At 44.0% G+C, this 14,485-nt stretch carries 12 protein-coding genes; 1 reads left to right on the forward strand and 11 read right to left on the reverse strand.

Going from position 1 to position 14,485, the window contains the following annotated elements; genetic code table 11:
- The first annotated feature begins 92 nt into the window (after nt 1–92).
- The gene (locus PGQ33_RS00505; RefSeq protein ID WP_270205043.1) at nt 93–974 is read left to right on the forward strand and encodes an AraC family transcriptional regulator; all 882 of its coding nucleotides are present in this window, start codon (nt 93–95) and stop codon (nt 972–974) included.
- A gap of 113 nt (nt 975–1,087) precedes the next feature.
- Here PGQ33_RS00505 and PGQ33_RS00510 read toward each other — a convergent pair whose 3' ends face one another.
- The 11 genes from PGQ33_RS00510 to PGQ33_RS00560 form a co-directional block, all read right to left on the reverse strand.
- Nucleotides 1,088–3,409, reverse strand: a complete 2,322-nt coding sequence (locus PGQ33_RS00510) for a C40 family peptidase (RefSeq protein WP_270205044.1) — start codon at nt 3,407–3,409, stop codon at nt 1,088–1,090.
- A 272-nt stretch (nt 3,410–3,681) separates the two neighbouring features.
- Complete coding sequence (locus tag PGQ33_RS00515; RefSeq protein WP_270205045.1) at nt 3,682–6,300, reverse strand: NlpC/P60 family protein; 2,619 nt, start codon at nt 6,298–6,300, stop codon at nt 3,682–3,684.
- 260 nt (nt 6,301–6,560) lie between these two features.
- The gene (locus PGQ33_RS00520) at nt 6,561–6,860 is read right to left on the reverse strand and encodes a hypothetical protein (RefSeq protein WP_022220610.1); all 300 of its coding nucleotides are present in this window, start codon (nt 6,858–6,860) and stop codon (nt 6,561–6,563) included.
- Between the two features lie 223 nt (nt 6,861–7,083).
- A complete protein-coding gene (gene hisIE, locus PGQ33_RS00525) occupies nt 7,084–8,367 on the reverse strand; it encodes a bifunctional phosphoribosyl-AMP cyclohydrolase/phosphoribosyl-ATP diphosphatase HisIE (protein WP_270205046.1) in 1,284 nt (427 codons plus the stop codon).
- A gap of 22 nt (nt 8,368–8,389) precedes the next feature.
- A complete protein-coding gene (gene hisB, locus PGQ33_RS00530; protein WP_022220612.1) occupies nt 8,390–8,980 on the reverse strand; it encodes an imidazoleglycerol-phosphate dehydratase HisB in 591 nt (196 codons plus the stop codon).
- A gap of 3 nt (nt 8,981–8,983) precedes the next feature.
- Nucleotides 8,984–10,282: a histidinol dehydrogenase gene (hisD, locus tag PGQ33_RS00535; RefSeq protein ID WP_022220613.1), complete on the reverse strand. Its 1,299-nt coding sequence runs from the start codon at nt 10,280–10,282 to the stop codon at nt 8,984–8,986.
- A gap of 5 nt (nt 10,283–10,287) precedes the next feature.
- Nucleotides 10,288–10,944, reverse strand: coding sequence for an ATP phosphoribosyltransferase (gene hisG / locus PGQ33_RS00540; RefSeq protein ID WP_270205047.1), 657 nt, complete (start codon nt 10,942–10,944; stop codon nt 10,288–10,290).
- 10 nt (nt 10,945–10,954) lie between these two features.
- Nucleotides 10,955–12,193 (reverse strand): ATP phosphoribosyltransferase regulatory subunit, encoded by a 1,239-nt coding sequence (hisZ, locus tag PGQ33_RS00545; RefSeq protein WP_227120041.1) that lies wholly within the window; start codon nt 12,191–12,193, stop codon nt 10,955–10,957.
- A gap of 148 nt (nt 12,194–12,341) precedes the next feature.
- Entirely contained in the window at nt 12,342–12,881 is a 540-nt protein-coding gene (locus tag PGQ33_RS00550; RefSeq protein WP_270205048.1) for a Holliday junction resolvase RecU, read from the reverse strand.
- Nucleotides 12,854–13,879, reverse strand: a complete 1,026-nt coding sequence (locus tag PGQ33_RS00555; protein WP_270205049.1) for an RluA family pseudouridine synthase — start codon at nt 13,877–13,879, stop codon at nt 12,854–12,856. Before PGQ33_RS00555 ends, PGQ33_RS00550 begins: the two co-directional genes overlap by 28 nt.
- Nucleotides 13,880–13,900: 21 nt before the next feature.
- Nucleotides 13,901–14,476 (reverse strand): hypothetical protein, encoded by a 576-nt coding sequence (locus PGQ33_RS00560; protein WP_117834734.1) that lies wholly within the window; start codon nt 14,474–14,476, stop codon nt 13,901–13,903.
- Between the last annotated feature and the right edge of the window lie 9 nt (nt 14,477–14,485).

Below are 14,485 nucleotides of genomic sequence, written 5' to 3' on the forward strand. Positions count from 1 at the left end.
TTTTACAATTTCTTTTACCTTTTTTGCAATGTGTATTGTATAATGATTAAAAAAGATTTGTTAAATTATTATTCATCATGAAAGGTTTATAAATGAAAAAATTATATGAGCAAAGCCCTGAAATGCATCTGTCCGGCAAACGTCATCTGCGCCATGTAAAATGCACGCACCACAAAGGATATCTGATGGAAGATCTTTCTATGATCAAAAGCGGATTTTACGAGATCAGCTTTTGTAAAAGCGGAGATTTTCTGTTCCGCATCGGCCAGAAACGGCATTTTATTACAAATGGCGATATTCTGGTTATTCCACCGGATATTCCACACTACTTTACCTCCAGTGATCTTGTTGCAAACTATTATGATTTTATCACTGTATGGCTGGAAAAATCATATATTTCCAATCTGAAAAGCCAGCTTCCGGCTCTTGAGGAATCTGTTTTCAATATTGACACACCTCATCTTCTTCATACTACCAATAAGCTGTGCAATTTTGAGGAAGAATTTGAAACCTTTTACCGGGAATATGCTTCTTATGGGGAGCTTTCCGAAACCTATGCCTGTGGTGCATCCACCTGTCTTCTGGTAAAAATCATCAATTATGCCCTGAAATATTCCAACGAATTTATTGAGATTGAATCCGATCAGACCAATCAGATCGTCCGCTATCTGGATCAGCATTTTCTGAAAGAAATCGGCGTGGAGGATCTGGCGCGTACTTTCCACATGAGCAAGAGCAGTCTGAACAAATTTTTTCAGAAACAACTGAATACGACCTGTCATCAGTATATTTTAAAGAAACGGCTGGCACTTGCGGTCTCGCTGATCCGGCAGGATGTTCCGCTTAAAACGGTTGCTGTCCAGTCCGGTTTTGGAGACTATTCTTCATTTTTTCGTGCTTTTAAGAAAATGTATCATATTTCCCCGACCGAATGTCAGGCAGGCAATGAAAAACTGAAAAAGATCAAACATTAGCCGGGAGAATGACTTGTCTGAATAGTGTAGACATGCAAAAAACTTCGGATATTCTGGATTTTCGCCAGTGATCCGAAGTTTTTCTTGTTTAATATTTCTTTTTTTGATTGTCTTTATTTCACCAGATGTACTTCTGCCTTCTTCTCATTCAGCTTCTGTGCAGTCTCATGCTCATTGACATAGATACTGATATGTTTTTCTTTGCCGGAAGTATCGTAATCTTCAGCAGTAAATACATGTCCGTCAATGATCACCTTTGTTCCATACGGAATCTCATCCGGGTCAACCGCAATGGTCTGCCCTTCAACAATCGGAGTTCCGGTTGCTTTAACTTTGCTTGCCTTCGCACGGCAAGTTTCGCAGGAACAATAATAATCAATGGTATACTCTCCAATACTGTCTCCATACTGTTCGGCTGTAGCGTTCTGTTCGTTCACATCCTTGCCTTCCAGATTATAATTTTCTTCCAGGATTCTGGTTGCCCAGACAGCTTCCGGAATATATACCGTTCCGGAAATGATTCCCTGGTCTTCATCTGCAGCTTCGATGGTCTTTCCGTCTCCTGCATACATCACAACATGATGGACATAACCGTCTTTTGCATAGAAAATCAAATCCCCCGGCTGTGCGTCTTCAACCGGAATCTTGGTTCCATACTGGCTCTGATCTTCGGCTACTCTTGGCAGATTATAGCCAAAATTCTTATAGATCTGCTGTACAAATCCGGAGCAGTCCGCCCCTTCTGTCAGGCTTGTACCGCCCCATACATAAGGATTGCCAATGAACTGTGCGGCAAAATCCAGCATTGCCTGGCGGATCGCATTCCCCGGTGTTCCCGGCTTTACAGAAGCATAGCTATAATAAAGTGCCCGGTTATCTTCCGGTGCGATCAGTTCTGTAGCTGTCTGGTAAGCACCTTCGCCTGCTGCTTCTACCTGCGCTTTTACTTCATCCCCAGTCTGAACAGCCTCTTTAGAGACAAACCCTCGGACATCCCCGGACTCCACATAGATCCAGTCTTTCTCTGCATCCGCAAGGATATAACACAGATTACCCTGGGACATGGTTCCGATCACACGTGACTGTCCATTTGCCTCTTCCTGGATTGCTACAGTTCCATCCGACTTTGATGCATCTGCCAGTGCATATTTTTTCGTAGCCAGTGTCTGATTTACGGTTGCACGTACATGGGTAAATGCCTGATTTTCATTTGCCGGAACCGTTTCTTTTGCAAGGGATGCTGTTCCTTCGATTCCAGTGTATGCAATCTTGGCTTTTTTTGCAGCTTTTTTTGCCTGCTTCTGGTATCCACTCAGCAGTACCTGTGCGGCATCTCCGGTATAAAGCTCGGATTCTTTTACAAATCCTCTGACCTTTCCGGATTCTACATACAGCCATCCATTCTTTTCTTCTTTCAGAATGTAGAGAAGTCCATCCTGTGAAATTTCTCCGACAGAACGCACCTTTTCGGTCAACTGCCGGGATGCTGGGGATGCATTTAAAGTATCATCCTGCAATGCTGTAGCAGTATCCGAGTTTAAGGATGACTTCTTTCCCGAAGTGTCTGCTGTGTTTTTTAATGTCTCGGCAGAAAATGTATTAAGCTGTACTTTCTTTGCTGTTTTCGTCTTTTTCGCAGAAGATTTCGTCTTTGATTTCTTCGCCTTTACAGAAGTTTCCTTATGAAACAGTTTTTTAGCATCAGCTGTTGCTTCCTGAATATCACTTTCTGTCCGATCAGTATCAACGGCTCCACTGATATCCTCCGGAATTGCCTCACGTATGCTGATCTTTGTCTTTGCAAATGCATATTTTCTCGCAACTGTCCAGAAACGGAAATCTTCTTCGTATTCCGGAAGACTGACGATCTGCTGTCTCTTGACCAGTTCTTCATTGGTCATCTTGTGTTCGCTATCCTGCGCATTTTTTTCCTGCTCCTGCGCTTTGTTTTCTTCTGAGTCTTCTGTCTGGTCTTCCGAAGGCTGCTGTTCATTGTTCACATTGCCATCCGAAGGCTGCTGTGGTGTATCCGGATTGACCGGATCTGTCGGTTGCTCCGGCGTAACCGGCACATCCGGGTTAGCCGGGATTACTTCTACTTCATCCCCTGTTATCGGATCAACCTTCCATCCTGTTTTCGCCGCATCACGCAGACCGGTATCTTCCAGATATCCAGTCTCTTCATTGTATCTGATTTCTTCATTATGAATCATCTCCAGGACAAGATCTGATACTTCTGTAAGTGTATCACGCCCATCAATGGATTTTGCATGTAATTTTTCTCCATTTTCTGATCCATTAGAAGTAACCTCTGTAAGACCGCCCTCTGCCGCCCAAGCTGTTGCCGGAGCGCTGAAAGCAAGTCCGAAAACAAGTAATCCTGCTAGAATTTTTGCTCCTGTCATTTTTGCTACCTGTATATTTCTATATTTCAAAATCTGTTGCTCCTTCTTACAAATTCTGTAAAATGCAGTCCTTTTAGTCGAAACACGACATTTTTATTCTACTACTCTTTGACAAAACCGTCCATATTTCATTAAAAATATTTCTGATAAAATTTTTCAAACTCAGAGAGTAATTTCTTTCGGAAAATATTTTGGTAAAATGAAAAAAAGAAAATGTCCTGACATATCTTACGTCAGAACATTTTCCTTTTTTTATGGCTTTAGATAAACTCCGAAAGAACAAATTATCCTTCGCTTAATTTTTATTTAACCAGATATACTTCTGCATTCGTCACGCCGAGAGCAAGTGCTTCTTCATGGCTGTTTACATAGACATCAATGTGGTTTTTCTTGATCGCACCACCACAGTCTTCAGCAGTAAATACATGTCCGCCGATGATGACTTTTGTTCCGTAAGGGATTACACTCGGATCCACCGCAATGGTCTGTCCCTCAATGACCGGAGTTCCGGTTGCTGTGATCCCGTCTGCTTTGTTACAGCAGATTTCACATGCACAGTAATATGTAATCGTAAAATTGCCAAGATCTGCGCCGTACATCTCTTCTGTCGCATTGACTGTTCCGATTCCGCCACCTGCAACAGTATAATGATCGTCCAGGATCCGGGTTGCCCATACTGCATCTTTGTTATAAACAGTTCCGTAAATGATTCCAACATCTTCATTTGCAGCTTCGATGGTCTTTCCATCTCCAGCATACATCACAACATGATATACATAACCGTTCTTTGCATAGAAGATCAGGTCTCCCGGCTGTGCGTCTTCTACTGGAATTTTGGTTCCATACTGGCTCTGATCCTCGGCAACACGCGGAAGATCATATCCGTAAGCCTTGTAAATCTGCTGTACAAATCCGGAACAGTCTGCTCCGTTTGTCAGACTGGTTCCGCCCCACACATAAGGATTACCGACAAACTGGGATGCATATTCAATCATTGACTGGCGGATTTCACCACTCGGCGTTCCTTCTTTTGTAGAAGTCAGCGTATAATAAAGAGCTTTATTATCTTCCGGATCCATGTTTTCCTCTGCCACTGAATAGGCATCAGCTCCTCTTTCTGTCACCTGTGCTTTGGTTTCAGCGTCTGATTTCAAATACTTCTTTTCCGCAAAGCCTCTGACATCTCCGGATTCTACATAAACCCAGTCTGAATCTTCATCTGCGAGAATGTAGCAGAGCTCTCCTGCTGTCATTGTCCCAACAACTCTGGAATCCGCATTCTTCTCTTCTTGAATATTCAGGATTCCTTTTTTATCGGTATCTAGCTGATCGCTTACCAGTGCCGGTTCTTTATCTGCAACCGTCTGCTTCACCGTCGCACGGAGATAGGTATATGCCTGATTATCTTTTGCATCGATCAGTGCCTGTGCCGTCTTTGCGGTTCCCTCGATTCCGGTATAGTCTTTGTTTTCTTTGGAAGCTTTTAACCTGGCCTGTGTCTGATAGACATCCAGAAGTTCCTGTGCCGCATCTTCCGTATAAATTTCAGACGCCTTTACAAATCCCCTGACATTACCGGATTCCACATACAACCAGCCATTGTTTTCTTCTTTCAAAATATAAAGAAGCCCGTCCTGCGAAATCGTTCCGACCGAGCGGACCTTTTCTTCCATCTGCTGTGCTGCCAGGTCAGCAGTCACTTTTGCCGCCTGTTCTTCTTTCTGCTTCTGCAGATCCTTCTCAGCCTGTCTTGCTGTTTCAGCTCTTTTTCCAGCTTTCAGATTAGTCTGATTCGGCGCCTCTGCCTTTAATTTCGCTGATGAAAAAATGTTGAGTCCGGTCAGTTTGATCTGTGTAGATTTTTTTACACCTTTTGCCGTTTTTGTACGTTTCACTTTTTTCGTGTTGTATTTTTGATTCTCTTTATCAAATCCGGCTCTCAGCTCTTTTGCATCTTTTTTTGCCGCTTCAAGCTCTGCTTCTTTGGCTTCCTCGGAAGCATCTGCCCTGCCATCTGCAGCTTCCGGAATTTTCTCCCGTACATTGATCGCTGTTCTGGCAAATGCATATTTTCTTGCCACAGTCCAGAAACGAAAATCCTCTACCATCTCTGGCTGCTTCACAATCTGCTGACGGCTGATCAGTTCAGAATTACTGACTGCAGTTTTTGATTCGTTCTGACCGGCTGCTTCTTCTGCTTTGCTGATCTCCTGTGTATGGTCGATCTCACTTCCCGGAATTGGGTCGGTCTTTGTATCTTTCCGGTCTTCGGAAGAATCTGCCTTATCAGTATCCGGTGTCTGAATCGGATCTTTGGAATCGGATTTTCCGGAATCCGGGCTATCCGGATTTTCCGGAGTGCCTGGTTTTTCCGGTGTCTCTGGAGTTTCCGGAGTGTCCGGCTTTTCTGGAGTGCCTGGTTTTTCCGGTGCCTCTGGAGTTTCCGGAGTATCCGGTTTTTCTGGAATTTCTGGATTCTCCGGCTTTTCTGGAGTTTCTGGTTTTTCCGGTGTCTCTGGATTTTCCGGAGTGTCCGGTTTTTCCGGAACCTCTGGGTTTTCTTGATTTCCAGGGGTGTCCGGTATGGCTGGTGTCTCCGGAACATCCGGTGTCTCTGTCAGGCGTTCGCCTGTCTCCGGATCCACTTTCTGACCAGTCGAGGTATCTTCCAGATAGCCGGTTTCATTATTCAGCCTGACTGCTCCGCTTTCCATCATTCCCCATACATAATCAGATACATTCACAAATGCTTCTGATCCATCTGTCTTTTTTGCCTGCACTGTATTCTCTGCTACAACGGCCGTTTCCCCATCATCGGCAAATGCCGCCATTGGCGAACCAAGAGCCATTCCAAATGCCAGAAGGCTTGCCAGTGTCTTTGTCCCGATCCTTTTTGATACAAATTTGTTCCTAAACTTCAATAATTGATCCTCCTCTCGTAAATAGGCTATAAGTTGTATGTTAATTTTTGAAGTTTTCAAAAAATTCTTCTTCGCATTAACAATTGCATTAATAAAATGTATAAAACATTAAATTTAGGAGTTCCATTCATCTTTTGTTTGATTATTTTTAATTATAGCACAAATTTAACCATATGTGGTGTTTTTTTGGTAAAAATACACAATTCTACACCTTTTTCTACAAGTCCGTCTCCGCCATAGAACTGCTTTCCTATCTTCTCTTACCATTTTCCACCCATAATATCCGGTTGGTACTCAATCTGTGACACGATCTGTGAGGGCGTATATTTCCAGATTTTCTCTCCTGTATAATCTGCTGCCACAAACATCCCAAAGATAAGGAAACTGATAAACATCCGCGCAAAGAAACTGCTTCCGCCATTTTCTTCTGAAGAATGTTCTCCATATAATCCCCTGTATACATGCTGATACCTTGGATGCACCGCCGGGATACTGCCTTTTCTCCATTTTTGACGTGACATCCTAAGCAACTCCTCGCGGCGTTCTTGTGATTCGTTCATTCCAATCTCTCCCTTCTGCTAAAGCATCCAATTAAAATGAATGTGCCTCGGTGCATTCTACACCGAACGCAGTTACTTGCAACATTCTTCTTTGCGCGAGTGCGCATCTTTGGCAGGTAGTCCTTTTCATTTACCAGAAAGTTCTTTCCCAATTTCAGACAAACAAAAAGGACATATACCTCTACCTCAGTATATGTCCCTCTTTTTTTCAAATATGCTATTTTTACCGTTTTGCCATCTCTTCCATGATGTCATCCCAGGTGATCCCGCGTTCTGCCATCAACACCATCATATGATACAGGAAGTCGCACATCTCATATTTGAGTTCTTCCGGGTTCGGATTCTTCGCTGCAATGATGATCTCGGCAGCCTCTTCTCCAACCTTCTTCAGAATTTTATCAATACCTTTTTCAAACAGATAGTTCGTGTAAGATCCTTCCTTTGGATGCTCTTTGCGATCCATGATCGTATGATACACGCTCTCGAATACCTGCTGCGTATTGATTTCTTCATACTGATCCCCTACGATTGGCTGGAAGAAGCAGGTCGGATTGCCGGTATGACATGCCGCTCCTACCTGATCGACTTTTGCAAGCAGGGTATCTTTGTCACAGTCGATGGTCAGGGATTTGACATACTGAAAATGTCCGGATGTCTCGCCTTTTGTCCAGAGACTCTGTCTGCTCCGGCTGAAATAGGTCATCCGTCCGGTTTTCACTGTTTTTTCAAATGCCTCCTGATTCATGTATGCCACCATCAGCACTTCGGACGTCTTATAATGCTGTGTGACAACCGGAAGTAATCCATCGGAATTTAATTTAAATTCGGAAAAATCCATCAGACTCTCAAAGGATGTCATACGAATTCCTTTCTGGCTGCACTCTTCTTTGAAATCAGCACAATTGATTTCTCTCTGACTCACATACATTCCAGAAAGTCCTTTCACACCCGGACATTCCAGGATCTTAAAAAGTTCTTCCTTTTCCAGTGTATCGGTCACAACCACACACGGAATATCCGTAATATTAACAACGGAATTCAGATCCAGACGGTGCATAAATACAATCTGGCTACTGTAAGTCTGGATCAGATGCTGCTGCTTAAATAATGCATCAAAGTCATTCAGTGACACCGCGATCTTCTCTTTTCCAAACCGCTTTGCCACCGATTCGATCAGTTTCTGTGAATCCGGCTTTGAAAAATTCAGCATGGCACGCTTTGCACCGGTGTAGAGGATTTTCTTCACATCCTCCTGCCGCTTTACATTTCCTCCGGCAACCATCGGGATCCGGATCACGCGGTTGATCTTTTTCATCAGTTCAATGGACTCATCATGATCCTGATCCGTGCTTGACAGGTCAAATACCAGAAGTTTATCCGCCCCGTTATCGTTGTACTCTTTTGCCAGCGCAATCACATCTTCAGATACAACTGTCGGGTCATCAAACCATTTTACCGCCTTCCCTCCAAGAATAAAAATGCAGGGAATCAATCTTTTATAACTCATACGAGAAACTCCTTTTATCTTTTTACAGACTGCCTTTTGTAGACCACACTTCTTTCATCCGTGGTTCTTCGGATACAGCCATATCAAGCGCTTTTCCAAATGCTTTAAATAACGCCTCTGCCATATGATGGTTGTTGCCGCCATCCAGGACTTTCAGGTGCAGGTTCATTGCACCGCTGTAGGAAACAGCATAGAAAAATTCTTTTACCATCTCCGTGTCCAGTTCTCCTAATTTATCACAGGTAAATGTGGCGTCAAAATTCAGATATGGTCTTCCGGAAAGGTCGATTGCCGAAAGCACCAGTACCTCATCCATCGGAAGCATAAAATGTCCATACCGCTTGATTCCTTTTTTATCTCCTAGTGCTTTTGCAATGGTCTGTCCCAGCACGATTCCGGTATCCTCGATCGTGTGGTGGCTGTCTACCTCCAGGTCTCCGGTAACTTTGACAGTCAGATCAAAAAGTCCATGTCTTGCAAAGCCGGAAAGCATATGGTCAAAGAAACCGATGCCAGTGGAAATGTCAGTCTTTCCTGTTCCGTCCAGATTCAGTGTCATCTCAATCTGTGTTTCTTTTGTCACACGACTGCAGGATGCAACTCTGCTCTCCATCTTTTAGTCCTCCTCTTCAAAACGTACATGGATCGAATTGGCATGTGCAGTCAGCTGTTCCGCTTTTGCAAAGCTTTCGATATCCTTATGTACCTTCTGCAGTGCTTCTCTTGAATAAGAGATGATACTGGATTTCTTAATGAAATCGTCTACAGAAAGCGGGGAAAAGAATTTAGCAGTTCCGTTGGTCGGAAGGATATGGTTTGGTCCGGCGAAATAATCGCCCAGTGGCTCGCTTGCATATTCTCCGATAAAGATAGCTCCTGCATTGCGGATCTTGGTCATCACTTCAAATGGATTTTTTGTCTGGATTTCCAAATGCTCGGATGCGATCTCATTTGCCACGTCGATCACATCTTCCATCGTATCGGCAAGCAGAATATATCCGTAATTATCCAGAGATTTGGAAATGATCTCTGCTCTTGAAAGTTCTTTTAAGAAACCATCTACCTGATCGGATACCTCATGTGCCAGCTTTTCACTTGTCGTAACAAGAATTGCGGAAGCGAGCTCATCATGCTCTGCCTGGGAAAGCAGGTCTGCCGCAACATATCTCGGATTAGCTGTCTCATCTGCCACAACCAGGATTTCACTTGGTCCTGCAATGGAATCAATGCTGACATGACCGTAAACTGCTTTCTTTGCAAGTGCTACATAGATATTTCCAGGTCCTACGATCTTGTCAACCTTCGGGATACTCTCTGTTCCGTATGCAAGGGCTGCAATTGCCTGTGCACCGCCGACCTTGTAGATCTTATCCACACCGGCTTCTTTGGCTGCAACCAGTGTATTCGGACTTACTTTTCCATTTTTTCCAGGAGGCGTTACCATGATGATCTCATCCACACCGGCAACCTTTGCCGGCATCACATTCATCAGTACCGAAGACGGATAAACTGCCTTTCCTCCCGGTACATACACGCCGACTCTGTGAAGCGGAGTGATCTTCTGCCCAAGAATGGTTCCGTCCGGTTTACTGTCAAACCAGCTGTTCTGACGCTGTTTTGCATGATAACTTTCGATATTGTCTTTTGCTTTGCGGATGACTGTAAGAAGTGTATCATCAACCTGCGCATATGCTTCTTCAATTTCTGCATCTGTGACTTCAATCGTATCTGCAGTAAGCTCTGCCCCATCAAATTTGGCAGTGTATGCAAAAACTGCCGCATCTTTTTCTTCTTTTACTTTATCTAAAATTTCTTTTACGCTTGCCTCATACTGTCCATAATTGTTCGGACTTCTTTTCAGCAGATCTTCCAGCAGATTTTTCTTTGTATCGCTGTTCAGCTTTTGTATTCTCATGTGCATTAAGCCTCCCTTTTTAATATACTTCTGAGTTTATAAAGAAGTTCCTTGATCCTGTCATTTTCCAGACGCATGCTGACCGGGTTTACGATCATACGCGCTGATAACGGGCAAACCTCATCGAGAACTACAAGTCCGTTCTCCTTCAGGGTGGATCCGGTTTCCACGATATCCACGATCACCTCTGAAAGGCCAACGATCGGTGCAAGTTCAATCGAACCGTTCAATTTGATAATCTCTACCGTCTGGTGTCTGGTATTATAAAAATAATACTTTGCAATATTCGGATATTTTGTTGCCACACGGATCAGTTCGTGATTTTCCAGATATTTTTTCGCATCTGCCGGTCCGCATACGCACATCCTGCATTTACCAAAACCAAGATCCAGTACCTCATGTACCTTCTTTCCCGCTTCCAGAATCGTGTCTTTTCCGACCACGCCGATGTCCGCCGCACCATATTCTACATAGGTCGGTACATCCGGTCCCTTCGATAAGAAAAATTTGAGTTTTAATTCTTCATTCACAAAAATCAGCTTTCTGGAATTTTTATCTTTCATTTCCTCACAGGTGATCCCCAGTTCTTCCAGAAGCTCCAGTGTCTGTTTTGCGAGCCGCCCCTTACAGAGCGCAAATGTCAAATATCTTGTGTCTTTCATCGTCTCACCCCTACCCTACAATTTTCTCTTCGCCGGTCATCAGGTTCACCATCTGCACATCTCCTTTGCTGCGAAGATACAGCATGCTTCCTGCAAGACTGCGTTTTCCATAATCCACATAGAATTCCAGCGACTTATCCGATGCTTTCTGAAGGATCTGGGTATTCTTGTCCTTCCCTCTGAATTCCATGGCAAGCTGGATTGCATCCTTCAACCGTTCTTTATCATATAAGATCAGGGAACTCTTCTCGCCACTTGAGATCTGGATCTTCTGGCGGGAAAGTGCGCTCATCAGTTCATCTACTACGATCGCAAAACCGATCGCCGGCTCTTCTTTTCCAAACTTTTCAACCAGGTGGTCATAACGTCCGCCTTTTACAATGGCATCCCCGGTCCCAAAAGTGTATCCCCGGAAGATAATACCGGTATAATATCCATAAATTCCGCTCATGCTCAGATCAAACGTAATGTACTGTTCCATTTTGTAGACAGATAAGATCGCGTAGATTTTTTCGAGACGCCGGATTGCTTTCATCGCTTTTTTGCTTGGCGCTACCTTTTTCGCCTCCTCCAGGATCTCCACACCACCGACCATCTCTGAAAGTGCAGAAAATGCTTTTCTTGACACCGGTTTTGCATCAGCCTCTTCTAAAAGTTCGTCTACACCGAAAAAGTTCCGGTTGTTAATCAGCTCACGCAGACGTTCTTCTGTCTCATCATCAATCTCGGATTCCTCGATCAAACTCTGGAAAAAGTCTACATTTCCTATACTGATCTGAAATTCTTCCAGTCCGGCATTCTTCAGACAGTCAATGACAAGTGCCAGCATCTCCGCATCAGCATCCGCCGCATCCAGTCCGATCATCTCCGCGCCCATCTGGGTACTTTCCTTTAATCGTCCCTGATAACTGGAATGATTGATAAATGTATTCCCCACATAGCAAAGCCTTGCCGGGAGCTCATCATCCTTAAATAAAGTTGCCGTCGCACGTGCGATCTGCGGAGTGATATCCGGTCTTAACACCAGTGTGTTGCCGTCTCTGTCAAAAAATTTATATAATTCCCTTGAAGGAATGGTTCCGATCTCTTTTCTGAATACATCAAAATATTCATACATAGGAGTCTGGATATCATGATATCCGTACAAATGCAGAGTCTTATGAAGTCGGTTCTGAAGTGCCAGCTTTTTGGCGCATTCTTCGTGATAAATGTCTCGGACCCCTTCGGGTGTATGTAATAACTGCTCCATAGATTGTAACTCCTCTTTTTTGTTTATTTGTCACTTTAGTATGTTACCATATTAAAACGTGACCTTGTTGTATTATACGAACTTTGACGCGGCTTGTCAAGCCTGCATACTCAGAAGTTCTATCCTGCTAATCTCTTTTCCATGCTTCTTATCTTTCTTCCCGGTGATCCAGATCCTTCTGGAGCATCTCCAGATACGGAACGAATACGCCCTGCCTTAGCTGCATAAAATATTCCTCATCCAGTTCTTCAAAGCGTACGCTTTTCCGTCCGCCCTGCTTCATCCGCTCCCAAAACACTTCTATTTCTTCAAAACGCATGTAATAAAGCAGGTTTTTTGTACTGTAATAGATAAGAAAAAAGGAAATTCCATCCTGTTTTTCAAAATCCCGCATAAAGTTCATCTGGTGTTCATGGATATTGTGTAGTGGAAAGGTATCCATACTGCACTCTTTTGCGTCAAAACATACGGGAATTCCCTGTACTGCTCCAATATAATCGACCGTACTGCGCTGGTCAAAATAGGCCAGCGTGATCTGGCGGTGATCTTTGTCCATTCGTACCGGAGTGACCGGTGTCGGGATTTTCTGAATGAGCGCCAGTCCCTGCTGCTGATAGCGTTCATTCGTCCGGTTAATAAAATCCTCCAGGGTTGAACCTCTTAGCCCTCTTGAATTCCAGGTTCCCATTCTAATCCTTCTCCTTTTATGATGGTTGTAAATCCTTCCGGAAGAGGCGCGGTAAGCTCCTTTTCCGATACCTTCGCAAGCGCATCCTCTCTTTTCGGGAACTGCATTTTCCATGCATGTAAAAGTTGATATTTTAACGCATATTTTTTCCTGAAAATAGAATTGACCTTTGGATTACCATACTTGCTATCCCCGATGATCGGATGACCGGTCGAAGACAGATGTGCACGGATCTGATGGGTCCGTCCCGTGATCAGATGCACCTTCAGAATCGTCTGCTGACCATTATCCGCAAGCGGAATATACTCTGTGGCTATCGGCTTTGCCTCGCCTTTTGCTTCTTTCAGAATTTTCACCTGATTGGTCATCTCATTTTTCAGAAGATATCCTTCGATCTTCTGACGGTCTTTTATCACCCCATCCACGATCGTGAGATAATATTTTTTCACGGTCCTGTCTCTTAAAATCTCGCTAAGCTGCTGCAATCCCGCAAGGCTTTTCCCTGCGGTTACAAGACCACTGGTATTCCGGTCCAGGCGGTTACAGACAGATGGGCGGAAAGTAGCAAGCTCAGCTGGTTTCAGATCGCCTTTTTTCAGCAGATACGCGATCATATATTCATTCAGGGAAAGGTCAGACGGTGCTGCTTTCTGGGAAAGCATGCCTGATGGTTTGTTCAGGATCAGAATGTCCGGATCCTCATAGATTACCGACAGCCGGATGCTGCTTTTCATTGCCCGTGCAAGATCTGCCGGAAGCTGCTTTTCTGCTCCCGGTGCCCCTGCGAATTTCTGCCAGGTATCATCTGAGAGAAATACTTCAACCTGGTCTCCTTTTGTCAGTTTTTCATTTCCCTGCGCTTTTTTCCCGTTTAACTTGATGTTCTTTTTCCGCAGCATCTTGTAAACAAAGCTCATCGGCGCATTACTTAAATATTTTCCAAGAAGCTTGTCCAGACGCTGTCCTGCTTCATTTGACGAAACGGTTATTTTCTGCATGCTTTTAATTCCTCCTGCCTTTTACAGTGAAATGTCCAGAAGGAGTCCTTTGATCATCTCTTCGTGTTTTCTTGTATCCTGCTGTTCTACAGAAGCAATGTTGTTCATTCCCTCGGCGCGGGTCAGAAATGCTTTGTAATCATGGAAAAGCTTGACCACCACCTTGTCGAACTGGTTCTGCTTCATAATGGATTTGATATGCTTTGCGGCATAGTCCACATCCACTTTTTTCACCGGCACATAGCCACAGATCGTATTGTTGTAAATTGCAACAGCTGCTACCGGCATTGCCTTTTTCTCACTGGTGATCACAAGATCGTATGCAACGGTAAGTTCTTCGGTGACAGCCGAGATTTCAAGCTCAGTTGCCTCATCGATGGAATCATGCGGCATGACCATGATCAGATTGACCAGGATCCGGCTTGCCGGAAGACATCCGAGTACCGCTACTACAGTGAGCAGATTGAGCTTTGTCTTTGTTGTTACATAACCGGCGATTATCAGTGCGGCAACCAGTCCAAAAGAGACAACAGCTTCCAGTATCAATAATCGTTTTCTTCTGCGCAGATAACCTGCATCTCCTTTTTGTATCTTCATCTTGTCTTT

This window comes from Coprococcus sp. AM100_B19A, from assembly GCF_027662015.1.
In the GTDB taxonomy this organism is placed as follows: domain Bacteria; phylum Bacillota; class Clostridia; order Lachnospirales; family Lachnospiraceae; genus Allocoprococcus; species Allocoprococcus comes.

Bases quoted from the DNA above. Each gene is read 5' to 3' on its own strand.
- hisG (WP_270205047.1), bottom strand. From the start codon at position 10,944: ATGAAAGACACAAGATATTTGACATTTGCGCTCTGTAAGGGGCGGCTC.
- PGQ33_RS00555 (WP_270205049.1), bottom strand. From the start codon at position 13,879: ATGCAGAAAATAACCGTTTCGTCAAATGAAGCAGGACAGCGTCTGGAC.
- hisIE (WP_270205046.1), bottom strand. From the start codon at position 8,367: ATGAGTTATAAAAGATTGATTCCCTGCATTTTTATTCTTGGAGGGAAG.
- hisD (WP_022220613.1), bottom strand. From the start codon at position 10,282: ATGAGAATACAAAAGCTGAACAGCGATACAAAGAAAAATCTGCTGGAA.
- hisB (WP_022220612.1), bottom strand. From the start codon at position 8,980: ATGGAGAGCAGAGTTGCATCCTGCAGTCGTGTGACAAAAGAAACACAG.
- PGQ33_RS00505 (WP_270205043.1), top strand. From the start codon at position 93: ATGAAAAAATTATATGAGCAAAGCCCTGAAATGCATCTGTCCGGCAAA.
- PGQ33_RS00550 (WP_270205048.1), bottom strand. From the start codon at position 12,881: ATGGGAACCTGGAATTCAAGAGGGCTAAGAGGTTCAACCCTGGAGGAT.
- hisZ (WP_227120041.1), bottom strand. From the start codon at position 12,193: ATGGAGCAGTTATTACATACACCCGAAGGGGTCCGAGACATTTATCAC.
- PGQ33_RS00560 (WP_117834734.1), bottom strand. From the start codon at position 14,476: ATGAAGATACAAAAAGGAGATGCAGGTTATCTGCGCAGAAGAAAACGA.
- PGQ33_RS00520 (WP_022220610.1), bottom strand. From the start codon at position 6,860: ATGAACGAATCACAAGAACGCCGCGAGGAGTTGCTTAGGATGTCACGT.